The sequence below is a fragment of the Chryseobacterium sp. StRB126 genome (genome assembly GCF_000829375.1).
In the GTDB taxonomy this organism is placed as follows: domain Bacteria; phylum Bacteroidota; class Bacteroidia; order Flavobacteriales; family Weeksellaceae; genus Chryseobacterium.
Genome location: NZ_AP014624.1, coordinates 1,237,405 through 1,263,640, shown reverse-complemented (window position 1 = coordinate 1,263,640; position 26,236 = coordinate 1,237,405). Strand labels below are relative to the sequence as shown.

Here is a 26,236-nt window from a genome sequence, read left to right as displayed (position 1 = left end):
ATCACTGTTTTTTCACATCCAACAAAAAGTTTAACTTTGCGTTGTTGTTTTGTTGAGACAAATATACACCATATTTCGTATTAAACAAATTAATAATGCGCAATTTTTCTCTTTTCACACGAAATATTACGTAACAAGCTGATTATGAACGGAAAAAAATTAAAAGAAATAAGAAAAGAATTAGGATTAACGCAGACGGAACTTGCTAAATTAATAGGCAGGACCACAATGCGTACGGTCCAAAATTGGGAATCGGATAAAAATGCTATTCCTGATTATGTTGATGAATTTTTAAAAAATGAAATACATCAAAGACACACACCGAATTTCGTATCTAATAATAGCAATACAGATTTCAAAAACTTGTCAGTAGACGACAAATTGAATTATTTGTTTAAGCAGAACGAACAAATAATAAAAGAAAATGAAGAACTTAAGGATATGGTTGATGACTTAACTCTGAAAATAGAGATCTCTTTAGCTCCAATTTTAAGACATTTTAAACTTAATGCTGATAGTAAAGAAAAAAATAACAATAAAAGCTCAATTAATTAAAACCTAATTGAGCTATTTTTATTCCTAATCTAAATTTGTCAAGATTTAAATTTATAGAAATTGATTCCGCTAGAATTAATTTTTGTTCATAGTTTAAATTGGAATATCGTACTTGTCTAAGTAGCAAGAAGTTATTTTCGATATATTCTCCATATTCAATTAAACCTTTATCAAAAAATTCTTCGTTCCTATAATGTAGTTGTCTAATAAAACCTCTTTGTTCTCTACTAATCTTTTCCATTGGTTTTATTATTTTGTTTATAAATTCTTTCAATTGTTCTAAACTGAATTTCATCTTCAAGTTTTAAATCCTGTAAATGATTCACAAATCTATATAAAACATAAGCCCCAGGTATCATCATAAGTATCATTCCTAATCTATGGGGCCATTCTGGTTCGAATTTAATCCCTAAAACAAATTGACATACATATAATGAAGAGCAGTAAATCGATGCAAATAATGGAAAATAGAAAAGTAATTCGTAAGCCTTCATAAACTTTCCTATGATAACTATTATTGTAGTGTAATAAAGAGACAAGAGCCAATAGTCGTTTCTAAGATAACCTCCAATAGTATTTTGGTATCCAGCAAAGGCAGGATTGAATATAACTATAATATTATCAAGAAAAGGCAAAAAACCCGATATTATAACTAATATCGAGCCTACAATTTTCCAAAAAGTCAATTTGCTTTTATCTGTGCGGCGGTGTAATTGTTGTGGGGTCTCCTCCATCTGTTGTTGGTAATTCATTTCCACCTGCAGAATCTAAAACTCTAATTGTATCTGACTTTATATCGAACTCATTAGATTCAGAATTCTGAATGATGGGGTTTAACTTTAAATTTTCTTGCTTGATAGTTTTTTCTGGAGCTGGGGTGATATTTTCATCCCTATCTCCGGAACATGAATAAAGTAATGCAGCTACTACGGCTACTACGGCTGTCAAAATAATTAGCTTTGTCTTCATAATAAAAATTAGTTTTTATAATTCGACTTAAAATTACTAATAATTTCAATCAATATAATAGACTAAATCACATTTCCATGAATTGCGAATATAGTATTTTATATCAAATCACAATGAATTATTTTTAAATATTTTTCACTTTAAACCATTTCTAAATAAGCATTACGGGTTACCGTAAAATCGAAAATAATTTATATTTTTATATTTGTAAAAAATAATCATGAAAAAAATATTATTACTTTTTATAGTCAATATATCTTTTTTTAGCAATAGCTCAAGAATCTGCTTTTGTTATTTCGAATAAACAAGTAGCCTGGCAAAGAATATATGAATCAACAAAAACTCTAACAGAAGTAAAGAATATACTTTTATCGACTGGTAAAATTAAATTTACCGGAGAAGACACAAATACTTTAACTGGTGATATTTCTGATTTCATTATGGATTTTAAAGGCGCGGGATACACTAAAATGGGCACTCCTACGTATCTGGCAAATAGTTCTAAATTTTCAGGCAATTTTAAAATTGAATTTAAAGAAGGAAAATACAGAGCCACTGTTACAAATATAAACTCTAAAGGGAATAGAACAACGCTGTATTATGGCGGAATTTCAATTGGAGATAATGGAGAAAATACTCTTGAAGAATTTGCTCTAACAAATGATAGAGAGTATTTCAAAGGAATATTCGAAGGAAGAGCATCAAGAATCATAAATTATTCTTTCGCACAACTTTTTGATGTATCTAAATATTCAAAAACAGATGACAACTGGTAATTTTGGGGATTTGCATAATTTTGCATTTTTACAAATTATTTACACAATATTTTAAAATAATAATCATAACAATCTGAAAACAAAATACATATACAATTATTTTACTACCCTGGAAAGGTAGTATACGGGTAACTGTATCGAGGGTTCGAATCCCTTCCTTTCTGCAAAGAAAAGTCTTAAGTTTTATGCTTAAGATTTTTTTGTTTTTATATACTTCTAGCAATCTGATTGTCAATAATCTGTGGATTAATTTGACGCAAAGTTTTATGATAAAAGCCTTATATTTTTAAGGAAGCTAAGAGGGACAACTTCGTCGCTGATGAAGCAGTTTGGGTTATGCGTTCGCTTAAAAAGAATCAACTTTGTTGATTACGCCTTTGCTTCCTAAAATCTACAGAACAGAATAATGAAATGCTACCTTAAAAGCAGAAACTTTTCTCTATTATAATTTAAACGCCAGGTTCGCAAAAAAATAACATTAATCTTTATATTTTTTGTTCGCAAGGGCATTGCATTCAGCAAAGGAAGATAATACTCGCTAAAAAAGACACTCATTGCTGAGTGAAACGCCTTTGCGACCTTAAAAAATCACATAGCCTCATGATAAAGCTTTGCGAGCATTGCGTTAATAAAAAATTTACTGCCTGTATATGCCAAAACTGATGACAGACTCTTATACTTCCTGAAAAGTGGTGAAATTATTTTTCCATTTTCCATTCAACCAAGTATTTCTACTCAAATGTTTAATTGGTCATTTATACTCTACAACATCTCTATTGTTCTTCGTTACTTTGGTTTATACAATAACCACAAAAACCAATTTTATTATGACATCAACAAGCGTAAATGCAAATTCATCTGGCCAGTTACAACTGGGTGGCGGAGCACAGTTCTGGGTGTATCTATCCCCTCAACATGATACTGCTAAAATGATTACCAAATGGCGGGTAACATTTTCACAGGGAAATTGGAGCGGTTCTATTTCAAGCGACAATCCTACACAGCAAATTCAGACTCCTAACCTTTCAGGGATCTTTGAAATTAAAGTGGAATTATTAAGTGGTTCAACGGGTACATGGAGACAGATTCCTCCTCAGGCTGGAAGCCATAATGAAATAGGCTGTAACTCTAATTGTGCTTCAATGGTAGGAATTGTGGCTGATAGCACGAACCCACCTATTGGTGCTATTAACGCCCATTTCTGGACTACCTGGGATGCTATGTGCAGAACAGGAGCATAAGAACAAAATCAATCATTACAATCAAGTCTGCCGTGGTATTTTTTAATACCGCGGTTTTCATTTTTCATCTATTTCAGCCAATGGATCCTTTTTCCTTAAATTTGCATGATCAATATAATTCAATTAAAAATGCATACAATACGAACAGCGTTTTCTTTGCTGTTATTTTTTGCTATTTTTCTCTTTCCTTCTATGACAAAGGCCAGCGCCTATTGGATGGAAATTCATGGATCAGGAAAAATAAAAGAACAGGTTGTCATTCAGGTATGCTATGGCTTTATTGATGACCTTAGTGAACGCCATCGTACTACTGGTCCCGAATTTCAGAGGATTAAAGATTTTAATTTTTTTCTTTACAATGCTAAGGGGGAAAAATTAAAAATTGAATTGCAACCTAAAGGAGATCATTGGGAAGGAACTTTTATTCCTGATCAGGAAGGAACTTATCGGATTTTAGGAATGAATGACCAACAACCCGTTTTGGTACGCTCTAAAAATCAACAGGAAAACGTAAGACCTATTGATTTTATGTGTGGAGCTTATCAAGTGGGAGTCCCATCCAGTAATAATCCACCTCTTCCATTGATGGATATACGACTTTTTGAAAAAGACGGAATCTATACCATTTTCCCTTACCGTAATATGAAACCTGTAGAGAAAGGAACAATGCTTCGGGTTTTTAATCCTGAAAACTGGGAAAAGAACATACCGGTAAATGAAAACAATAAAGCATTCTTTAAACCTACCATGCCTGGACTTTATGTAATCAGACAGGATTGGCAAGATAATACTTCTGGTACATTTCAGGGAACAACCTATGCAAAGATAAGATACCGTAATAACTATTGCCTTTGGATTAATTAGGGAAGATGAAGGATAGAAGTCATCTTAGATAGCAAATTAAACAGACCTTTATTAATGAAATAAAAAGTTCAGAAAGTCTTTATAAAATAAAATTCCCGGATCTATCTATATCCGGGAATTTTTATTATCAATTATTAAAATCTTAGTTTAGAATTTCAGAGAAACACTTCCTAAGAAACGGGCTGGTGCCTGTGGTGTTAAACGTACAGACCAAGCTTTCTCGTTGGTAATATTGTCAAACTTCAATCCTACTCTATATTTTGGCTGGTCGTAGAAAATTCCAAGGTCAAACATTGTATAGGAAGGAATAATCACTTTAGCAGTCTGTGTGTTGGTTTGATAAGATGAAGATCCCATATTTCCACCACCACCTATTCCAAGGCCTTTTAATTTACCTTGTGCAACTCTGTAGCTGATCCAGAAATTGAACATATTCGCAGGACCTGATAATGCAGGTCTTAATCCGTTAACGGAAGGATTGGCATTGGTGAACTTACTGTCATTATAAGCATACCCGGCTACAATATTTAATCCATCAAAAGGATTGGCTGTTAACTCTGCTTCAAACCCTTTGCTTAATTGAGCTCCATCCTGAATGGAATAGTTGATATCATCCGGATTGGTTCTTAAAATATGATCAACACGGATATTATAATAACTCAATGTTCCGACAAGTTTATGATTGAAAATATCTCCTTTCACTCCCAACTCCAATTGATTGGCATATTCTGGCTTGAATGAATTTCCATTAATATCTACTCCACTCACGTTATTGAAACCGTTCATATAGTTTCCGAACAGAGAAACTTTATTCTTTACTATTTCATAAACAAGACCTAATTTAGGTGAAAGTGCTGTTTGTGCATAGGGCCCGGACTGCGTTCCACTGTTACTCAAACCTCCTTTTATCTGACCTGTGGTAATGTCATACACTCCTTTAAACTGGAATCTGTCTACCCTCAGACTGGCCATTACCATTAACTGATCTGTTACATTGAAAACATTCGAAACATAAGCAGCATAAGTATTATCACTGTTATTTTCTTTTCTCATAGCAGAAGTTGCAGTAAGTGCATCAATGGTATTGCGGTTCACTCTAAAATCCGAAGAAGGATGAACAAAATTAAACACCTTTGTATTGGTATGATAACGGTCAAAATGATTTGAATTATTATAGTAATCCAATCCTACTACCATTCTGTTTCTGAAACGTCCAATATGAAAATCTCCGATAAAGTTCTGTTGAATATTTGTAGCAATAAATGAAGTAGTCCCAACCATCACTTGAGCACTTGCTGTAGAATCTGTTTTCCCGTTAATCGCTGAAATATAACCGTTGATTGTTGATCTTGCGCGGGATATAATTGTCTGAGAAGTCCAGTTCTCGGATACCTTATAATTCAGTTGAGCAAAGATATTCATCATTTGGGTCTCATACGCAAGATCGTCGCCAAGGAAATTTTTATAGTAAGGGAATTTCATATCTGCAATAGATTTCGTTTTATTACTTCCTGTATAAGGATTAAAACGTACCACTGAAGTTCCTTTGGCTTGATTAAACTCTATATCCAAAAGAAGCGACATACGGTCATTAATCTGATAGGAGAAACTTGGTGCAATGGCTAATGAATTGGTAAATCCTAAATCCTGAAAACTCTTTTCAAATGTTCCTGCAGCATTAAGACGGAAAAGCGCTGTCCTGTCTTTATTAACCGGTGTATTTACATCTACAGTCAATCTGTTATAATCCCAGCTTCCGCCCACGTATCCTACTTCACCGCCAAATTTATTATACGGTTTTTTCGTTACACGATTATATACTCCACCATAACTGCTCGCTACACTTTTCCCAAATAAAGTTGCAGAAGGACCTTTTATGGCTTCAATACGTTCTAGGTTTACAGGGTCAATCACTGAAAAAGCAGCTCCTGCCACTCCATTTCTTGCATTAGGTTCCGTTTCAAATCCTCTTGAACGGAATGTTACTCTTCCCTGATTAGCAATCATAGGAACCCCTGCTCCCGGTACATTTTTAGAAATACTTCCAAGATCTACAGCCACCTGCTCCTGAAAAAGTTCTTTGGTTACGGTATTGTATACCTGAGGATTTTCAAGGTTTTTTAAAGGAAGTCTTGCAACAAATCCACTTTCTTTTTTAGAAAATCTGTTGACATTTTTCATGATGACCACTTCTTGTATTGCCTGAATATTTTCTTTAGTCAACCGATAATCCAATGTTATATTTTCTCCTGCCTTTACTTCAACAGGAATACGTATTTCTTTAGATCCTAAGATTTGTAGTTTTACGGTATAGGAACCTGCATTTATATTTGTAAAACGATAGCTCCCATCATCATCCGTTAAAGTTTGGCGATCTGCTTCCAATAATGAAACAGATATTGCTCTTAAAGGCTGTCCATCCACCATATTAACCTTACCTGTTATTTCGCCTTGAAGATCCTGTGCAGATAGTTGGGTTGTGCTTATCAGGGAAAAGAAGAAAATGAAAAATGGCTTAAGCCATTGTATTATTTTATCTGTTATAAAATCCTTCTGCTCTGTTTTATGGACATAACTCATCAACTTCATCGGAAGTTCACATTCACTTGATCGTATCATTTTTCAGCCTTATTTAAAACAATTATAAATAAAGTGCAAAATAAAGGATAAACAAACTCTCACGCAATATTAATTTGAATTATTCTAAATAAAGAATAAAAATCATAGCAATTGAGATTAAAATCATTACCAATTCTCCTTTTCCCTATTTACTATTTATCACCCAAAACCCTTTATAGAAAAAGGATTTAATATATTTTAAAATATGAATATGGGTTTTTCCACATTTTATTAACAAGTTATCCACAATTTGATGTTGTGATAAAATTGCACATTATTTTCACAATATATTTTTATTTAGGGATCTATCTTTTTTAAATTAGCGGCACAGTATAATAATCAAATCATGGAAAATCAGGTTAAAATTTTAAGAGAGAAAATGAATATGACTCAAAATGAGCTTGCTGAGAGATCCGGACTTTCTCTTCGGACAGTTCAAAGGGTTGAAGCTGGAAGTATTCTAAAAGGTTTTACATTAAAAGTACTTGCAAAAGCTTTGAACATTCAACCGGAAGATCTGATTATTCTCCCAAAAGAAGAAGCTAATATCCAACGAGCTAAAAAGATTAATTTATCTGCATTGGCCGGTTTGATTATTCCATACGGAGGGATTATTTTCCCTGCCATTTTAACTTATCAAACAAAAGATCTGAAAAATAGAGAACTGGGAAAAAGTATGATCTGCACCCAGATCATTATCTCAGTAATTTTTTCAGTTTTAATGATTATCTGTCCGTTTATTCAGAAGCTATTTTCATTCAAATTACCACTTTTCATTATTCCTTTACTCCTGTTTTTATGCTTGAAGCTATTCATTATCATTAAAAATGGAATCAGCCTGAACACAACACAGAATCTAAGTATTAAACTGAAAACCAACTTCATATAAACAAAGACATAGAACTGTCGTAAAATTGTCACATGGTTTTTATGCAAAACCAGTACAGGATTTCCGAATCTTGTACAAAAAAAAACAGCATGAAAGTAATAAAGAGAATTGGCTTTATGGCCTTAACTCTAATCATCATTACAGCTCTGGGAGGATACATTTATTTTGACCGGAAATTTACTCCTGAAAAAAATTATTTAACAGTGCACAATGAGAGTGGACCTATTCCCGTCAAATGGATTGGAAGAGATAAAAATGCATTGCTTGTGCCTATTCATTTTTCTAAAGATACTACTACTTATTATCTTCAATTTGATACAGGAGCTGCTTATACTGAGTTTTACAGCAGAGCCATACCATCTTTAATAGGGATGTCTGTCAGGAATGAGCGAGCCATAACCTCATTTTATATCGGAAAAATGAAAATCACTTCCAAGCAAATTAAAATATCAAATACTGGAAAACCCTCCGATAAAAATGACCTGGTAAAAATTATCGGTACTCTTGGCGCTGATATACTTGAAGATAGAAAAACACTGATTAATTTCAGAGATAATTCTATCGTTTTCAATCTATCTAAAGAACCGGATGAATTCCATAACAATCTGATTGATTTTCAATTTAAAAAGAGAAAAATCATTATTCAGGGTAATTTAAAGGGAAAAGCTGAGAAATTCTTGTATGATTCCGGTACCAGTGCTTATGAATTACTGACCAATAAAGAAAACTGGGAAAGTTTAAGATTATCTCAGTCAAAAGTTATGACAGAAAAAGCCCAGTCGAGACCCAATATTTTAACCACTTATACCACAAAGACAAATCATACGATCCGTTTTAAAAATAAAAAACTTCCACTGAATGAAGTAACCTATGTAGAAGGATTTTCCCAAACTCAATATATGCTCATGAAATTTTCAGGAATGTCGGGGATGCTGGGAAATAGGATCTTTTTAAACCACAAAATCTACATTGACTGTTCAAAGGAAAAAATGGGAATTGAATAAAATTTAAATGCATTCTTATGATTTTTTGTTATTCCCAAATCTTTCCTAAATCAAGCTCTTATTTTGTCTCGTTTTTAAACAGTATATAAGGTTTTTGAATAAACAATCTATTTGTAAAGCCCTATACATTTGTTATGACAAAATATACTCTCTGCGTATTACTGATATTTTTATCTAACCTTATGATTTCTCAGAGATTAACATTAATAGTAAAATAGTTTTCATGATGTTTGGTATAAGAAAAACCCTTATCATATTAGGTACAACAGGTTGTTTGGGAAGCCTTGTAAAAGCACAGATCAGTCCGCCTGGTCTTGGAGATGCAAACACTGCATTCTGGTCGGCTTTTGGAGTGAAACGTAATCTGGATTCTTTGGGAAAGAAGCAAACCATGAGCTATATTGCTATTGGGCGTAAAAGCACTCCAGCCAACGATAATCTGTTTGCTAAGCAGGCTATTTTTGTGTTGAATCACGAATTTTATTATTCTTTTACCCCTCATCAGCAATACAGTTATGCGCTAAGCTACCGCCGACAGCCTGAGTATGAGAAAGAAGCTCCTTATGATAAAGAAGGTATAGAACAGGAATTCAGAGTTTATGGAAGATACGCCTATACTTTTGATCTTGGAAAAAAGATGAAGCTTAAAAATACACTTCGTCAGGAATTCAGGAAATTCTTTGATGCGGATTTTCATAAAGTGGAGGAAGATTTTCAGTTAAGAACTCGTATCAAAAGCCAGTTGACTTATAATTTATCTCCGAGGAACAATCAGAAACTAGCCTTAAGTGCTGAAGCGTTATTTTCCATCAGCCATCTGAACGAACATGAACAGCACTGGAACTCTTTTGGATATCGGGAGCTACGTCTTGCAGCCTACTATATGTTCAATATCCCCAATTCTCCTTTTACAGTAGATATTGGCTATATGAATGATCTGATCAGAGACAGCAAAAGTATTCATCACGGAGGAGTTCACTACATTGCTGCAGACCTCATCTGGAATATTCCTTATAAAAAGAAAGAAACAACAGATCAGGATCATCTTGATTAACCTTCTATACCTTAAAAAATCCCAACCATTTCTGGTTGGGATTTTTGTTGGAAAATATAGAATTCTCCGCAATATAATTAAGTATGAATGTGGTGTGAAATGTTAATTGCATAAGGTCAGAAACTGACGGCTCATCTGCACTTTAAATTTGGCTTCGGCTCTGGACTGAGCATAAATGGTATGTTCAAAAGCCTGAATTGTTTTTAACTTCTGATCGATACATTCTGCAATCTGTACAATGGAAAAGATAAAATCCCTGTACAACGCCATATCCACTGTCTGCCCATAATACGGAAGATAAGCTTTAAGGAAAGGAATGGTCATCTGATGCCTGTTATAGCTCACACAATATCCAGCTCCTTCTCTGGAGGTCACAATATCATAATCATTGATGTAATCCAGGATATTTTTACTGCCACTCAAAGCTTCTTTATTCTTTGAGCAATAGCGGTTGATCTTATCCAGAATATGTTGCGCATATTCCATCATGGAAATGGTTTTCCATTCAAAAACGTGATTCATTCCTTTTTGAGGTGATGTTCCGTTCTCACAACCTGTACAGAAGGAAAGACCTATTTTTTCATGATAAGGAAAGAAACAGTCTTTGATTTCAATAGTGGCATCTGCCTGCAGGCTATCATCAGCAAAATTGTAATAGAGGTAAGGGCTATACATACTTGCTAACATTTTCAGATAATCTGCCTCACTAGCATTATGATATTCTTCAAACCATTTTTCAAGATGATCGTAATAATGGTTTTCGAAGTCTTTAAAGTTTAAGTAAAGTGGCAATTCCATAACTCTGTAATTTTGATATGACAAAGCTATTGCTGTAATGCGACAAAACTTGACGTATTATATTTTTTTTACAACAGACATGAAAAAAGGGACAAGAGATCTTAGACCATAACCAGCAAACCTGTATTCACGAACGGTTAAATGTTAATGGTGAATTTGCTTTGCCAATGAATAATGAATTGCCCTGTCCGTTTAAACTTCAAAACCACGAATCACGAGCCACAAACCATGGAACTCATCACTACTTATCATAATTTTTCATCATGAACTCAAAATAATGGATCATTTTCAGATAGTTTTCTATACTGAGATACTCATTGGTACTGTGAATACTCTGTTGTTCTGAGCTATTGATTCTAACAGGCATGAATCTGTAAACATTTTTGCTTACAATTTCATATTTACCGGCATCGGTTCCGGCCATGGTAAGATAGGGGGAAACAATGGCTTCGGGATAGATTTCTTTTACTCCTGCTTCAATCAATTTAAAAGCTTTGGTATTGGATGGCGATATGGCAGAAGCTTCTCTTGTATTGTCAATTTCTTCTACCTCCACATCAAAACCTTTTGTAGCTTTTGCAATATGGTCTCGTACGTCTTTTACTGTATTTCCGGGCAGAAGTCTGAAATTGACTACAAATTCAACTTCCGGAGAAAGCACATTCGTTCCGTCACTTCCTTTCATCATGGTTAAAGCAGTTGTGGTTCTTACCAATGCATTGGTTGTATTATTTTTGGTAAGTTGAGAAATTAATATAGGTTTTAAAAGCCATTGGTTGGCCAATGCCATTCTGGTTGTAAAGGGCATTGCTCCACCGATATTATCAAAAAACTCTTTAATTAATGGAGTTATCACGGGCTTCATCTGTTCGTCTTCGAGTCTTTGCATAATGACCGCAGCTTTTCCTATCGCGCTTTCCATAGGTGGCATTGAGGAGTGTCCGCCTAACCCTTTTACCTTTATTTTTGCAGAAAGAAAGCCTTTTTCAGCGCATCCTACTACAGCTACATCAGCATCTACTCCGGCTACATTTCCTTTTCGCATAATGAGTCCGCCTTCATCATAAACAGCATCGAACTTCAATCCTTTTTTCTTAAAATAATCAGCAATCTGAATGGCTCCTTTTTGTCCGCCCACTTCTTCATCAAAACCAAAAGCCAGATAGATGTCACGCTGAGAAATCTGTTTGCTTTTAATCTGATTATTCATAGCTTCCATTAAAGAGAAAAGCATCCCTTTCATATCTATTGCTCCTCTGCCGTAAATTCGGCCATTGGCCACTGTTCCTGAAAAAGGCGCAAAATCCCAGTCTTCAGCCACCTTCGCAACAGGTTCTGCCGGCTTATCATCCGGTCTGAAGATATTTTCAGTAGTATTTTTTACATCAGCATCTCCCGGCGGAACCACATCCATATGAGAAAGGAATAAGATAGGTTCCAGTTTGGGGTTGCTTCCTTTCAGCCTGAATACTAATCCGTATTGATTAACCTCAACATTTTCCGTATTTTGGTATACTAACGGATAGGTTGTTTTCAGGTATTCTTTAAACTGTTCAAAGGGAGCATAATTAAACTCACCTAAACTTCCTGTAGAAACCGTAGGGATCTTTATTCCTCCGGAAAACCTTGCTACTGCGGAATCATTTTTTACAGGCTTCCATCCTTCTCCATCTCCTGAAGTGCTTTTCTTAAAAGGATAAGTGTATGTTTTAATTAATACTATGGCAGCCAGAATAGCGAGAATGCCCAGAAGGGTTAAAAGGACTTTTTTCATAACAGAATGATTTTGTGAATGGGTTTGGTCCTATAAAGATAGTAAAGTATTTGGTCTTTAACAATTCTAAAGGAAAGGAAGATGGAGGCTGAAAGTTACTATTGGACTATTCATCAATGATCGTATGTCAATAACTTTCTTTTCCAACTTCTATCTTCCTACTAATTTTATTGATAATGATTATTTATTTCGAACTCGCAGTATCTAATGAATGATATCTTAATTCAAGATCTCATTCATTTGAGTTAAAACAACAGGTTTCCCATCCGTAATTAAAATGGTGTGTTCGTGTTGTGCCATATACCCGCCTTTGTTACCAACCATCGTCCAGCCATCTTTTAATTCTACAGCAAGGTTTGAGGAAGTGGAAATAAATGTTTCAATTGCTACTACAGAATTTTTCTTAAAACGTCTGGTATCGAAACGGTTTTTATAATTCAATAATTCATCGGGCTGTTCATGTAAACTTCTTCCTACTCCATGTCCCCCGAGATTTTTAATGACTTTAAAACCTCTTTTCTTTGCTTCAGTCTCCATTAAAAATCCAATATCAGCTATTTTCACACCACCTCTAATGTTATCAATTGTTTTTTGAAGAATATCTTTGGAAGCATCTACTAACTTCTGGTGTTGATTGATATCTTTCCCAATCACAAAGGATCCGCCATTATCAGCCCAATATCCCTTGAGTTCTGCTGAGACATCAATATTGATAAGATCGCCTTCCTTCAAAACTCTCTGATCGGTAGGAATACCATGACAAAATTCATTATCTACACTTATGCAGGTCCAACCGGGAAATCCATAGGTAAGATAAGGGGCAGACTTAGCTCCGAAATCAGCCAATATTTTGGCTCCGTATTCATCAAGCTCCTTGGTAGTCATCCCAGGCTGAGCATATTGCCTCATCTCTTTCAAGGTATACGCCACTGCTTCACTCACTTTTTGCATTCCGATTAACTGATCGTCGTTGGTAATTGACATGATTTTATTTTTTGATGGGGTATTAATTTCAAGACTAAGGACCACCATAGTTTTGAAAAAGACAAAGTTAAAGAATAAAAATTTCTTATGAATATAAATTGAGGCTAAGAAAAGAACCCTTGCCGTTGCAAGGATTCTTTTTATTTCTTGTATTAGGTTTTTGACAGCTCAAAGTCGGGAGACTTTGCGGAGCAGGTTATTAATTACAATGAAAACATAATTCCTAAAGAGATTGTAATTGAAGATAAATCGACTCTCGAACAAATGGAACTCATTCAGCAGCTCGACGAAGAAGACAAAAGCACCGTCTTTAAAATCATCGATAAAATGCTTACCATCAAAAAATTTAAAGACTTCTTTAATAAAAATGTAGCTGCATTATAACACAAAAGAGGCTGTCTCAAAAGACAGTCTCTTTGCTTTATTTGAATTAGTCAAGACTTAATCTGACAGTTATAATCAAATTAAATAACTTTAAAACAGATTAAGTATTATGACAACACAACAAAAAATCATCAAAAACAAGTTAGGTGTACTTGAATTAGCACAACATTTAGGAAATGTATCCAAAGCTTGTAAAGTAATGGGCTATTCCCGAGACAGTTTTTATCGATTCAAAGAACTGTATGAGCAAGGAGGTGAATTAGCATTACAGGAAATCTCCAGAAGAAAGCCAGTATTAAAGAATCGTGTAGATGAAGTTATTGAAAAGGCTGTTGTTGATATAGCCATTGAAAACCCTGCTTTGGGGCAGCTTAGAGTGAGTAATGAACTTAAAAAGAAAGGGTTGATCGTATCCCCAGGCGGGGTCAGAGGTATTTGGTTAAGACACGATCTACATACGTTTAAACTAAGATTAAAAGCCTTGGAAGCCAAATCCGCTCAAGATGGTATAGTCCTTACTGAATCTCAACTTTCAGCACTAGAAAGAGCCAAGGAGGAGAAAAAAGCTCATGGAGAAATTGAAACTCATCATCCTGGATATTTAGGAGCTCAAGACACTTATTATGTAGGCAATATCAAAGGAGTTGGACATATTTATCAGCAAACTTTTATTGACACGTATTCTAAAGTAGTATTTGCAAAGCTATATGACCGTAAAAATGCTCTTATTGCTGCTGACATGCTTAATGATCAGGTAGTTCCGTTCTTTGAGCAACAGGAACTTCGTTTACTCAGAATTTTAACAGACAGAGGAACGGAATACTGTGGAATAAGAGAACAGCATGAATACCAGCTTTATTTAGCCATTGAAGATATTGATCACACGAAGACCAAGGCTAAAAGCCCTCAGACCAACGGCATTTGTGAACGTTTTCACAGGACAATACAGGAAGAGTTTTATGCCATAGCTTTCAGAAAGAAAATTTACAGAAGTATTGAAGAGCTGCAATTAGACTTAAACAGCTGGCTGTCGTATTACAATAATGAAAGAACGCATACAGGAAAACATTGTTACGGTAAAACACCGATGCAGACGTTTTTGGATAGTAAACCTATTGCAAAAGAGAAATTATTGGAAACTCTTGCAGAGGAACAAAAAATCCTTACTTTTGGAAGTAAGGATAATATTGGATAACTGACAATTATTTTTAAACCCTAACTGTCAGATCAAGTTGTGGCTATTACACTTTATTCTTCTTCTAATTTTACAAATTCTCCTGAACATATACGATAAATATTCTTTATCTTTTGATTAACAATGAGTGTAATAAAGGTTATATCTTTTAAGGCACAATCAGGATAATCAGACATTTTCTTGCTTGGAAACTTTCCTTGTTTTAGCTTTAAAACATAATTATAGTGATTATTACTCAAAATATAATCCCTATCAATCTTTATTGTTTTAAATCCTTTATTAAAAGCATTAAAAGAAAGTAATTCATTATTTCTATAGATTCCAGTCAAATTGGTATTTGTTCCGGCATAATCATCATGTCTAATTCTTTCTAAAACAATGACTGTGTCTTTAGGAGAATTAAATAAAATTTCTTTCCTTTCACAAGTATTAAATTTTGTATAATCACTTAAATGATTAATTATTACATTTTCTTTTACAAATAACTCTCTATTTTTATTTAAATTTTCGTTATACTCTTTTTCAAGAACTCTATTGAGTGTATTAATATATACCTCGCATTGATTTTTTGTTTTGCAACTATTGAATATAGTCAAAACAAAGATTATGTATAAAAAATTTTTAGTATTCATAATTATCTTTAACTTTTTCTTTAGTAGGATAGCTTTCTTTTTTATTGATGTACAAACTTTTTTTGTTGTCATCTGTTAACAACGATGTATCAGTTCTATAAGGGTTATAACGTGTCCTAAGAGGAAGATTTGCTGCTTTTCTAATTTTATTTTCTATGTGGGTTGCGTTTATTTCATCTAAAGTTACTGATGTTCCATCATCTTTTTTATACCATTCTTTTACTGTACCTTCCTCCTTTTTCAAATCTGATTTTGCATGACCCATCTCATGCCCTAAAACGATGTAAGAGTCTGCATCTTGCATGCCTTCAGTTGTAGGTAAAGGAACAGTTTCACCTGTTACAGTTATACTTCCTGTTCCATAACCATAATGGTTTTCGCTATCTGGATTCAATCTGATTGTGACATCATTACCTTCTTTTGAAAAGTAGTCAATAAGTTCTGATTTTCCCGCTGAATTTGCACTTAACTTATTCAAATCCGAAATAATCCCACTTACTTTTGAAGTGTCTCCAGTATATTCAACACCTGTTCTCTTTCCATTGGAGTATGCATATAGTTTCCCACCATCATATCGTGCCTTTATTTCTGCCTCCCATTTATCATGTCCTAATGATAGAATAATATCTTTCCCTTGTCTTCCATCTGGATCTATAAACCTAATCGGATTATTATAAGCATAGGTATATGTTGACCAACGTCTGGAAGTTTCTGCCAGCGGATCTACTACACTCCATCTTCCTAGATCAGGCATATACATCCTCGCCCCAAAATCATACATACCCGTCTCCTGAAGCTCCTTACCATTATACTTATAGTTCTTATAACTACCTAACTGTCCTTTAGTCCCTCCAATATGGTTTAGCCCAAAAGGATAATAATTATTGGTATCTATAACTTCAAGAGCACCTGCGCTGTTTTTAGCAAAACTCACCCTTGTATTTCCTAAGTGATCTTTATACTGATAAATATAACGGTTTTCTTACGCTTAAAATAATAAAGACCACTGTAAGTACAATGATCTTTATTTTATTTATGGGACACGAGCTATAAGCTCGCGCCAACGAGGGGGATCTTATTCAATAGCTAAAATTCGAGGATAGTCAAAATATTCTATATATAGTTTGTCTTCTTTTTCATAATAACAAATACCTATATAATCAAATCCTTTTTTTTGTTTAATTAAAAATTCTCTGCCATCAGATATTTTTATCTTAATAGATCCTTCTTCTTTTTTAACTAATTTAAATTTTTGACCATAATGATCATTATTTGGATCCTTAGGAAAGTCTAGATTATACTTATTATTGATTTCCAACTTTTTATTATAGAAGCAATTATATTGGAATAATAAAGCAATTTCATTTTCTTTTTTTGCTAAATGCTTTAATACTTCTTTGAGACTTTCATCTACTTCTTTCTTTTTTTTTGTGTCTAAATTTTCATATTTAACCTGAGTTCGGTTTAAGCAAAATTTAAAAATAGTTGACCGTTATTTACTTTTTTTAAGTTAAGTGACGGTTTTTTTGGAAAGAAACAATATGCTGTTAGCCCTCCCAAGATATTCATTATAAAATTGTTCACACTTCGGTGTCTGGTGTGTTCAACCTGACAGTGATTCTTTAGTTCGTCATTTATGGTTTCAATGATAGCTCTTTTTCTAAGCAAAATCTTGTCTTCCATTGTCATTATGTGATTTTTCATATTCTTTCTAAGTTTGGTAAAGAGTTGAATACCATCTGCAAAAAGCATCTCCCACAAGGCTTTTGAGAGATACCCTTTATCGGCAAACAACTTCCCAAACAATTGCTTGGTCATTTTCTTAATATGTTTCGGATTTCGGTCATCCACATTTCCTTTTGTCAAATAAAAGGATAAAAGTTCTCCTTTTTCATTGCATACCAAATGTAGTTTGAAGCCGTAAAACCAGCCCATTGAGGACTTTCCGCGTTCTGCGAAACCTTTGAAAACTTTATGATTATGTATCCTTTGGTTTCTACAGACTTTCAAAGTTGTACTGTCCATAAAGCTGATTCCTGTGCATTTTCCAAGACATTTTTCTTTCAAAAACAAGACAAAAACAACAAAACATCTTTGTTGGAGCTCGATAAACCTGTTGTAGGAAAGCCTATTTGGAAATAAATCTTTCCAATATCCACAAACTACTTCCTGATAGTAATGTTTAAATGTTTTGTGAGCTCCCAAATGAAAGCCTATCATGATTGTGATAATTTCAGAATCAAACATTTTTGAAGTTCTGTTTCTTCTTTTCTTGCTGTCTCCTAATGCTTCTAGCTTTAATTTTTTAATTTGCGCATCAAACTCTTTACAAAAATCATCAATTTGTACAAAAATATTTGTAATTTGGTCTTTCAAATTCATAGCAATAAATCGTTTAAATATTTGAATGTCAGAAACTTAAATATACGAATTATTGCTATTTTTTACAAAGTTTATCTCAATTATTATCCCGAACTCAGGTTATTTAGCATAAGTAATTATTTTCTTAGTCTGACACGAAACAAAACTTAACGCTAAAAGAGTTAGTATTAAAAATGCCTTTTTATTAATTTCCATTTTGATTAGGGGTTTGATTTAATTTTTGTTGTTCTTTTTCTTTTCTTTCCCTATTCTCATTAGTAATTTTGATATGATTTTTTATATCATTTGTTTGAGAAGTAGTTAAATTTGTTCCTGCGGTATCTCGTAATTCTATTTTGTTATTATCATCAGAGTTCATCAGGTTTTTTTGATTCTCTTTTGTATTTTCAACTTTACTTGTTTCTCCAAAAATATGTGGCAGGCTTGCTTTATGTCCTAATTCGTGAGCTAATGTTCTTGGGCTATCTTTTGATACAGCTGTGCCATCATATATATTACCATCGTTTACGGTATATCCATTGGTTGTAACAATACCATCCTCAGTAAATTTTGATACTGGCTTGGTTAATTCAATAGTAAATAATGCTTTGGGGTCTTCAATAATTTTTACAGTTAATCCATTACTTCTGAAACAATTCGTACAGGATGATTAGCTTCTATTAACTCCGATAAATTCGGAGGAAAAAGAAAATTTTGCTTGGGATTATAATCTTTAAAGACTACCTTTGAATTACTTAACACACAGCAAATTAATCAATTTGCAAATATTAGGAAAGCAAAAGCTTTCCTTTTTTTATGCTTGCAAAAAAAAAGACTGCCTCACTTTTGAGACAGCCTCTTTATTCGTTTTATGGAACACGAGCTAGAAGCTCACCCCAGCAAGGGGGCAACACAAATGGAAACAAAGGTACTTTGTGTTATAAATAATAGTTATATTATTATTTATAACAAAGACCATTTAAGTTATTGGTTATAAATAAATCCTTTTTAACATTATAATCTTTGTCAAAAGGAATTAATACTTCATTATACGTAATACCAATAAGGTGATGTGACACTAGATTCTTAGGATACAAAGAAGTAAGAATAAAGCTATAATTATTTGCTACAGTAACAATTTTGTTACTTTTACAATTTGTTTTAGTCTTTATTGATGCTATTTTTATTATATCAGTATTTTTTATATTAACATCTTTTTTTTCTGCATATATTAAATATACATTTTCAATAGAATCAATTCTAACAATTCTATAATTGTTACCTTCTGCAACTTTTGACTTTATACCACAGGAGTATAAAATGAATGATATTGCTACAATAAGCATTATTTTTTTCATAAATTTAAGGATATGTTTGAATAGTTTCTGATTTCTTAATGCCACTTGGATCAGTTACAAAAAACTCCGCTCTACCACTTTTATATAATACAGATGATGGCTTCCCATTCCTATCAAAATATTTAACACCATAACCACCCGTTTGAGAAGTTGCTGCACTATGTGCACCATTGTAAATACTAAAAAAATCATCATTTTCAGCTTGAGTTGCAACGCCTGCATCTTTTCCTATTTTTCTTGAAATTAAAGCTCCTTGATAAGACTCTGTAACTTCATGCAAGATATCAGCTCCCGATTTTCCAAAATAATCACTCATCGCCCCTAAAACCGTTGGATTTACTTCTTGCTTTGCTTCTGTAAAAGGGCTCATTGAACTTCCATCTCTATTTAATAAGTATCGTGTTGTATTTCCAGAAAAAGTTCCTCCAACATATAAAAGTCCTGCTTCAGTTGTATTCGTATTTTCAGCCATTATTTTAACTCTGACAGAATGGTCATCAATAGCATTAGCTAATTGCTGTGCATCAGAAGACAATTTAACTTTAGGGTTATTTTGAGTATAAGATACATTACCATTAGCATCTTTATTCAAAGTAAGTTCAGACGAAACAGACTTTTGTAATTCTTTTAATGCAGCATCAGCAGCTTTCCCTGTAATAATTACATCTTTATTTTGTCTACCGTCTGGATCAATAAATCTCAAGGGACTATTAAAAGCATAATTATAAGGTGAAAATCTTCTTGACTTTTCGGCAAGTGGATCTACCACACCCCACCTTCCCAAATCCGGCATATACATTCTCGCTCCATAATCATACATACCGGTCTCTTGAAGCTCCTTTCCGTTGTACTTGTAATTCTTATAACTACCTAACTGTCCTTTAATTCCTCCGATATGATTCAATCCAAAAGGGTAATAGTTGTTTGTATCTGTAACCTCAAGAACTCCTGCGCTGTTTTTAGCAAAACTCACCCTTGTATTCCCTAAGTGATCTTTATACTGGTAAATATAACGGTTTTCTGTGAAACTATAAAAACCTTCTGCTGTGGGTACAAAATCCAGTTTCCAGGATATAGATCCAGGTATTAAAGCATCCTGTGTACTCTTATAAGCCTGTTCTTCATAAGCAAAACTGGTTTTATCTAATAACACAGGACCTCCGATTAATCCATTGTCATAATAGCGATACTGAAAACCATCAAGATAATCAATCATCGTTGTTTTGCCTATATCACCCTCCCTTGCATTGTACTTAGTTGTTCTAAGTTTGGTTCCGTCTGCACGATATAAGTGACTTATATTGGTATTATAAGTCCATCCCAAAAGCTTCTGACTGATGGAAAACTGATGGGATAAATTAAGATAATTATAACCAATAGAATTGATGTTTTTATCATTCATATTGGTCATATTCCCATTGGCATCATAATCAATGATATTATTTCCCCCTTCATACCCTGTATCATTCATGGCAGATTCTATCACCTGATTTAAGCGGTTTCCGGTGTATTTATATTCAAGATCATCTACCAAAGTAGAAGTGCCGCCTGATACAGGAATAGCTTTTCTTTTCAAAGTATTGATATTCCCATTCAGATCATAGGTCAGATATTCATCAAAATTACCATTAGAAGGATTAGTGGCATTAGGCTCCGAGTAGAAGCCATTTCTTAAGCGGTTCAGAGGATCATATTCATAATTATATCTTTTCAGAACGTCTTCCGAAGAATTTCTCCAGTCTACCTCTGCAATATTACCATTAAATCGGCCTGGTGATTTGGTTGGGTTTAATGGATTGTTGTACTTTATTTCATACCCAAATAATTTCCCATTCAGAGTAGAAGGATCATTGATCTTGGTCAGCCAGCCCCGGATGTTGTATTTATAATCCATTTGCTGAAGAGGAGACCCTATTACAATCCCGCCTACTTTTTTAGTTTCCAGCTGGGATAGTTCATTATAGGTATTCTGGGTAAGGATTTCTACAGGGTTGGTATCTACCTGATGTTTATGTACCAATAATCTGTTCTGGTGGTCATATTCAAAATTCTCTGTAATAACTCTTTCTGGATCTGTTTCCAACCTTTTATGTTTGGTGATAACGGTTTGGGCTACTCCTGCAAAATCCAGCTTGGATTCTGTTTTGGTATAGCCTCCCAGGTGATTGATAGAATGAGTTCCTATCACTCTTCCTTTGGTATCGTAATAGGTATAATTCTTTGTCCAGTTATCATCTTCAATGTTCTTTATCAAACTCATCACTGGAAGCCCTTTTGTGCTTTTTCCTTCAGCAGATACCGCTTCTTTTAAAGTTTCTTCACCCTGAATAGATGATGGAAATGATGGGTTAAAGTTATACCCCGGATAGGTATCGTAATAATTGATACTTAAAATGGTAGGGATTTCTCCAACAAAGGCACTATCAGTATAGTACACTGTGATGCCATTTCGGGTAAATCCTGTGGTGCTTCTATCTTCAGTAATCACCAGATCCTTGATCTGATTCTGCCTTCCAGCTCTATCACCGCCAGTTAAAAAACCGGTATAAGCAATTCTCCCCAACTTGTCATACTTGGTAATGAGCCATTTATTGGAGACACTGAGATTGGCATCCTGAGAGAGAACTAACCTGTCTGATTTATCATATACCATTAATTCCCAGCCTTTGCCCGGGAGTTTCTTTTCTACCAGGCGATTTTTCCCATCATATTTATACTGATAACAAAGGGTATCTAATGTAGTGGTATCTATTGCCGGCAAGACAGAGGCTAAAGGTGGAATTACAAAAGCCAGCTGATCGTAATTATTATAAACATAATAAGTATCAGCTTTTTCTGTTGCATTTATTTCTTTTCTTACCAGTAAAACCTGGCCTTTCCCATTTTTAAATTCAATGGTTTTGTTTCCATCTTCATCTGTAACGGTATTTTTATATAACTGACCACCTCCATAATTGCCTGATACATTAATCTCGGATTTAAAGGTTGAATAATCAAAAGTGGCAACATATTTTTTTACTTCACCATCAACATTGGCTTCATAATCAAATTTTACGGGTTTAGTACTCCAGTCATTACCTACCTGAATCTGCTGTTGAAGTCTGTTCAACGGAGAGTTTTCTAATACTTTCTCTGAATAGATCTTTTCTGAACCATAAGCGGTATTGGCTGCATTAGATAATGGGTTGGGAATTAGGGCTCCATTTAAAGTTCCTCCCTGAGGAACAGGTAGATAATCTTTAACCTGTCTTCCAAGGCTATCATATTCAATATGCGTGGCTACATCTCGTCCCAGCGGAGATGCTTTTACATTAACTACTTGCTTGGGTCTTCCCAAACCGTCAAAATATTGAACGGTTTCTGAGGTTTTGGAAGGTGTAGTTCCATTATAATCCAGATAAGTTTTGGATTGAATATAGTTTTCTCCCTGAGTGAGCTGGGCATAGGCTGAATGACTTATCAGCAATATGCCTACGGGAATGAGTATTTTTTTCATCGTCTTAGTTTTTGTAATGGTAGTTAAATTCTTTTAATAGTTTTCCAGTCTGGTTATTTTCTCTGACTTCTTTAAGTCTGCCAGCATCGTCATAAAGATATACTTCCCTGATTCCGGATGGTGGAGTAATACTTCTTACTCCAATTAAAGGGTCATAACTGTAGGTGGTGATCTGATAGCCGTATAGATTGTCTCTAAAAATTTTAAAAGCATTTAACAAATTGGTTTCATCATTATTACTTTCTGCTGCGGCATCTGTATTAGAGGCATTTACAATACTGTCTATGAATGATTGTCCAATGCCCTCCAGTTTTGCATTTTCAATCTTGGCAATTGGCTGGGTCCCATTATAGCCCCAGATAATTACTGTTGAAACTCCATCTTTTGTAGTATACTGCTGAATATTTCCCTTAGGGTCATACTTATCATATTTTACTTCATTAGCCACTGTGGCAGGATTCTGGAGATCGTAAGATAATACTGACATAGGAAGTACCAAATCTCCTGTTTGAGGAGTTGGAAGTGCTGTAGGAAAAACTGTTTTGGATTTTGACAATATATTGGTTGTTCCATTGATAGTCTGTTTTGTTTCTGTCTCTAATGGCGTTGCAATCATATTTTTGTCGATTAAAAGCTGATTCCCGGTCTGATGCGCATACTGATACTCTGTTTTTATACTTTCACCGGAGGGTAAAATATTTTCAGTACTTCTTACATTAAAAGGTTTATTAATATCAGTATCCCAATAATTATTTAACACTTTGGTTACAACAGATTTATTTCCAAAAAATTCTTTTGTTGTGGTTGCTACATGCTCTACTTTTGCAGATTCAATCATGGACATTTTCTGGTCAACAGCATAAATCTCCACTGGAACATCCAGAACAATGGCGGTTCCTTTTGTAATGCTAAAATCGGTAGAAAAAGCAGCTATTTTCGGATTACTTGTTGTAAACTCGGATAAACCATTTTTCAGCGTGTTAATCTCATAAGTATTTTTTACTATTTTTAGTGTATCATTGGCTGTATTCAGATAAATTTCTCTTTTAAGCCTTCCGCCTTTCCATTTATTATACACATAATTTGAACTGTCAGAAATTTCATATTCTCTTACAATTTTCCCTTTTCCTGTAATTTCAACTACAGAAGGATAATTAATGACCTCCGAACTTCCATAGCTGGTATTAGCCTGGCTGGAGTTGTGAAGACGATAATATCTTTCAAAAGTATATCCAGTCTGTGTGCCATCACCAATACTGGCAAATTCTCTTACCTGTCTTTTAATAAAAGATGAAAAATTATATTTTTGTTTCAACTGAAAGTCAGGAACAAAAACTTCGTTGTTATAGTTTCCGTAAGCATATTCATAGACATTTGAAACATTATTAGCATCAATATCTTCTATTTTCCGGATGCGAGGTCCACCATATTTTTTAGTTTCATCAATATAAGTAGGATATTTATACCTAATTGCTCCGCCAATCATACATTTACAGTTACCTATTTTTTGCAGATATAGTACAAGATTTTTGCCTGGTGATATATTCCAGTCTACAGTTTTTGAACGCCACTCAGAAAAATAATTTGGGGGATATGATGCTGTTCCCGTGCACTGGGTTTCTGCTATAGTCTGATTGTCTCCCGGATTACTGGCATTTAAACAAGCATTACTAAATGTTACTTCAAGTTTGTCAGGAAAAGCATCAATTCCCAGATTGACTATTTGCTGTATGTGCGCAGAAGTAATCGGCAAGATTTTTTTTTCATAAAAATCTTCTTCTGATGAATCAGTTTCCATTCCTCCTATTCCTAAATACCCCCAAGTATATCCTGTAGATTTCCTTGCTGTATTGTATGGAAGTTCATAATAAAAATTTTTCTTTGCTCCTGTAGGATATTTTATAGAGGTTAGGGTCCCTAAAACAGCATAATCTTCGTTAGGTTCTCTATCTCTTCTAGCAACAGCATTTAATTCTGTCGTAGGTATACTATCATCAAAAAGGTTATATGGTATATTCGTTGTTTCTCCGTTATGAATACTATTGATATAGCCCCAGTAATCATCGTTACTGCTGCTTCGTTTAGGCATTTTGTACTGCTCGTTATATTCAAATGAATACTCTGTGTTTTGCAAATTATCACGAACACTCAAGAGTTTAAGCCTATAATCTTCATAGGTTTTGTTCACATTATCTGTTTCAAAATAACTATAATTAAGACTGATATCCTTTACAATAACCCCTGCTTTATTGGTCACTATTACTCTGCGAAGTGCCACTCCATTGCCTCCACTCAGATCTTTTCTGTATGATGATCCATCAGTAAATGCTGCATTAGTGTCATTGGAATATAAAAAGTTAACATTCCCATTATCAAAGCCGATTTTACTAATCAAGGATTCGTAGAAGGAAGTAGATGTTTCTGTTTTTTCATATTTGGGAAGCGGAACCAACTGTTCATAATTCCCGATTAATTTAGGACTTATTTTAAAATTAGCAATCTGGTTAATATTTCTTTCTCCATAACCATGGGTTTTATTATAATAAAATAAAACTGATTTATTATTAATTTTAAGTTCATCAAGATTATATAACGTTTTATGTGTCACTGTGGGTCCTCCTATACTACCAGGCATAACCCCGTTTCTGGGAGATATCCAATATTCAGTACCCTGCGTATCTTTTACATAAAACTTATCATTATTTTTTATGATAACCACATCATCATTGGGAATCAAAAAGGTCTGATTATTCTCTTTCATCAGAAAAGAACCTGATGCAGTAGGTAAATTGTAATCAAAAATATCTTTTTGGGTATCATAATTACCATTATATATACTTTCAAGATCAGCCCGCAGCTGATTATTCATATATGACTCATCAATAGTCCCACTATAGGCTCCATAATCAGCTATATTTTTTTTAAAAAACGGAACATCCAGATCATCTAAACCTACAACATTATGAGAAATAGTGCCGGGGATACTAAGCGACCAACCTAATCCTACGGTAGTAGCAACTTCGTTTAATTTTATTCCACCTGTATTATAGGCCAGAGAAATCGGAATACTAATTCCATTAACGCTTATCGTATAAATTGGGATATTGATATTGGCCTTTCCTCTGAAGTAATCCATAGGTATAGCTTCCACTTTGGAAAGACTATAAGACTCCGCACTGGCTGGTAACGGAACGATCTGTTTATTTTGTTCATCACCAATAGTAAGCTGTGCTTTACAAAGCATTCCCACTAGTAATAATAGTATTATTTTTTTCATGATTAC

23 protein-coding genes are annotated in these 26,236 nt (G+C 34.0%); 8 read left to right on the top strand and 15 right to left on the bottom strand.

All coding sequences use genetic code 11. The annotated features are described in order from the left end of the window. The first annotated feature begins 144 nt into the window (after window positions 1-144). Entirely contained in the window at window positions 145-555 is a 411-nt protein-coding gene (locus CHSO_RS05530; RefSeq protein WP_045493311.1) for a helix-turn-helix domain-containing protein, read from the top strand. Here CHSO_RS05530 and CHSO_RS05525 read toward each other — a convergent pair. From CHSO_RS05525 to CHSO_RS05515, 3 genes are read right to left on the bottom strand one after another with little or no spacing between them, the layout of a single operon-like run. After that, window positions 548-796 carry a hypothetical protein gene (locus tag CHSO_RS05525; RefSeq protein WP_045493309.1) on the bottom strand — a complete coding sequence of 83 codons (249 nt, stop codon included), beginning with the start codon at window positions 794-796 and terminating at the stop codon, window positions 548-550. The two genes, CHSO_RS05530 and CHSO_RS05525, sit on opposite strands and share 8 nt — an antisense overlap. Then, the gene (locus tag CHSO_RS05520; protein WP_144428853.1) at window positions 783-1,289 is read right to left on the bottom strand and encodes a hypothetical protein; all 507 of its coding nucleotides are present in this window, start codon (window positions 1,287-1,289) and stop codon (window positions 783-785) included. The genes CHSO_RS05525 and CHSO_RS05520 overlap by 14 nt, the downstream gene beginning before the upstream one ends. Further along, complete coding sequence (locus tag CHSO_RS05515) at window positions 1,249-1,524, bottom strand: hypothetical protein (RefSeq protein WP_045493304.1); 276 nt, start codon at window positions 1,522-1,524, stop codon at window positions 1,249-1,251. Before CHSO_RS05515 ends, CHSO_RS05520 begins: the two co-directional genes overlap by 41 nt. A gap of 440 nt (window positions 1,525-1,964) precedes the next feature. Here CHSO_RS05515 and CHSO_RS05510 point away from each other — a divergent pair, with 440 nt between their 5' ends. From CHSO_RS05510 to CHSO_RS05500, 3 genes are all read left to right on the top strand, one after another. Next, complete coding sequence (locus tag CHSO_RS05510; RefSeq protein WP_045493301.1) at window positions 1,965-2,300, top strand: hypothetical protein; 336 nt, start codon at window positions 1,965-1,967, stop codon at window positions 2,298-2,300. An 827-nt stretch (window positions 2,301-3,127) separates the two neighbouring features. After that, on the top strand, window positions 3,128-3,541 hold the full coding sequence (locus tag CHSO_RS05505) for a hypothetical protein (RefSeq protein WP_045493298.1): 414 nt from the start codon (window positions 3,128-3,130) through the stop codon (window positions 3,539-3,541). Window positions 3,542-3,670: 129 nt separating this feature from the next. Next, window positions 3,671-4,405 carry a hypothetical protein gene (locus CHSO_RS05500; RefSeq protein ID WP_045493295.1) on the top strand — a complete coding sequence of 245 codons (735 nt, stop codon included), beginning with the start codon at window positions 3,671-3,673 and terminating at the stop codon, window positions 4,403-4,405. A 147-nt stretch (window positions 4,406-4,552) separates the two neighbouring features. On the opposite strand, the gene CHSO_RS05495 is transcribed toward CHSO_RS05500, so the two are convergent. After that, window positions 4,553-7,024 (bottom strand): TonB-dependent receptor domain-containing protein, encoded by a 2,472-nt coding sequence (locus CHSO_RS05495; RefSeq protein WP_052480493.1) that lies wholly within the window; start codon window positions 7,022-7,024, stop codon window positions 4,553-4,555. A gap of 346 nt (window positions 7,025-7,370) precedes the next feature. On the opposite strand from CHSO_RS05495, the gene CHSO_RS05490 reads away from it, so the two are divergent. From CHSO_RS05490 to CHSO_RS05480, 3 genes are all read left to right on the top strand, one after another. Beyond that, window positions 7,371-7,913: a helix-turn-helix domain-containing protein gene (locus CHSO_RS05490; RefSeq protein ID WP_045493292.1), complete on the top strand. Its 543-nt coding sequence runs from the start codon at window positions 7,371-7,373 to the stop codon at window positions 7,911-7,913. Between the two features lie 89 nt (window positions 7,914-8,002). Then, window positions 8,003-8,917 carry a hypothetical protein gene (locus tag CHSO_RS05485; RefSeq protein WP_045501963.1) on the top strand — a complete coding sequence of 305 codons (915 nt, stop codon included), beginning with the start codon at window positions 8,003-8,005 and terminating at the stop codon, window positions 8,915-8,917. A 223-nt stretch (window positions 8,918-9,140) separates the two neighbouring features. Continuing rightward, window positions 9,141-9,971, top strand: a complete 831-nt coding sequence (locus CHSO_RS05480; protein WP_084220936.1) for a DUF2490 domain-containing protein — start codon at window positions 9,141-9,143, stop codon at window positions 9,969-9,971. A 102-nt stretch (window positions 9,972-10,073) separates the two neighbouring features. On the opposite strand, the gene CHSO_RS05475 is transcribed toward CHSO_RS05480, so the two are convergent. From CHSO_RS05475 to map, 3 genes are all read right to left on the bottom strand, one after another. Next, window positions 10,074-10,769, bottom strand: coding sequence for a hypothetical protein (locus CHSO_RS05475; RefSeq protein ID WP_045493289.1), 696 nt, complete (start codon window positions 10,767-10,769; stop codon window positions 10,074-10,076). A 241-nt stretch (window positions 10,770-11,010) separates the two neighbouring features. Beyond that, window positions 11,011-12,543: a M20/M25/M40 family metallo-hydrolase gene (locus CHSO_RS05470; RefSeq protein ID WP_045493286.1), complete on the bottom strand. Its 1,533-nt coding sequence runs from the start codon at window positions 12,541-12,543 to the stop codon at window positions 11,011-11,013. 219 nt (window positions 12,544-12,762) lie between these two features. After that, window positions 12,763-13,527, bottom strand: a complete 765-nt coding sequence (map, locus tag CHSO_RS05465) for a type I methionyl aminopeptidase (protein ID WP_045501959.1) — start codon at window positions 13,525-13,527, stop codon at window positions 12,763-12,765. A gap of 493 nt (window positions 13,528-14,020) precedes the next feature. Between map and CHSO_RS05455 the strand changes: the two genes are divergently transcribed. After that, the gene (locus CHSO_RS05455; RefSeq protein ID WP_045492331.1) at window positions 14,021-15,106 is read left to right on the top strand and encodes an IS481 family transposase; all 1,086 of its coding nucleotides are present in this window, start codon (window positions 14,021-14,023) and stop codon (window positions 15,104-15,106) included. Between the two features lie 53 nt (window positions 15,107-15,159). On the opposite strand, the gene CHSO_RS05450 is transcribed toward CHSO_RS05455, so the two are convergent. The 8 genes from CHSO_RS05450 to CHSO_RS05420 form a co-directional block, all read right to left on the bottom strand. Beyond that, window positions 15,160-15,738 (bottom strand): hypothetical protein, encoded by a 579-nt coding sequence (locus CHSO_RS05450; protein ID WP_144428852.1) that lies wholly within the window; start codon window positions 15,736-15,738, stop codon window positions 15,160-15,162. Continuing rightward, window positions 15,728-16,672 (bottom strand): RHS repeat-associated core domain-containing protein, encoded by a 945-nt coding sequence (locus CHSO_RS26490; protein WP_045493280.1) that lies wholly within the window; start codon window positions 16,670-16,672, stop codon window positions 15,728-15,730. The genes CHSO_RS05450 and CHSO_RS26490 overlap by 11 nt, the downstream gene beginning before the upstream one ends. A gap of 141 nt (window positions 16,673-16,813) precedes the next feature. Next, window positions 16,814-17,056 carry a hypothetical protein gene (locus tag CHSO_RS05440; RefSeq protein ID WP_045493277.1) on the bottom strand — a complete coding sequence of 81 codons (243 nt, stop codon included), beginning with the start codon at window positions 17,054-17,056 and terminating at the stop codon, window positions 16,814-16,816. A gap of 146 nt (window positions 17,057-17,202) precedes the next feature. Further along, window positions 17,203-18,120, bottom strand: coding sequence for an IS982 family transposase (locus tag CHSO_RS05435; RefSeq protein WP_045493275.1), 918 nt, complete (start codon window positions 18,118-18,120; stop codon window positions 17,203-17,205). Between the two features lie 184 nt (window positions 18,121-18,304). Continuing rightward, window positions 18,305-18,478 carry a hypothetical protein gene (locus CHSO_RS25860; RefSeq protein ID WP_171817604.1) on the bottom strand — a complete coding sequence of 58 codons (174 nt, stop codon included), beginning with the start codon at window positions 18,476-18,478 and terminating at the stop codon, window positions 18,305-18,307. A gap of 580 nt (window positions 18,479-19,058) precedes the next feature. Then, a complete protein-coding gene (locus tag CHSO_RS05430) occupies window positions 19,059-19,457 on the bottom strand; it encodes a hypothetical protein (protein WP_144428851.1) in 399 nt (132 codons plus the stop codon). Between the two features lie 4 nt (window positions 19,458-19,461). Next, window positions 19,462-22,953 carry a DUF6443 domain-containing protein gene (locus CHSO_RS05425; protein WP_052480491.1) on the bottom strand — a complete coding sequence of 1,164 codons (3,492 nt, stop codon included), beginning with the start codon at window positions 22,951-22,953 and terminating at the stop codon, window positions 19,462-19,464. Between the two features lie 4 nt (window positions 22,954-22,957). Next, complete coding sequence (locus tag CHSO_RS05420; protein ID WP_144428850.1) at window positions 22,958-26,230, bottom strand: hypothetical protein; 3,273 nt, start codon at window positions 26,228-26,230, stop codon at window positions 22,958-22,960. Window positions 26,231-26,236 lie beyond the last annotated feature (6 nt).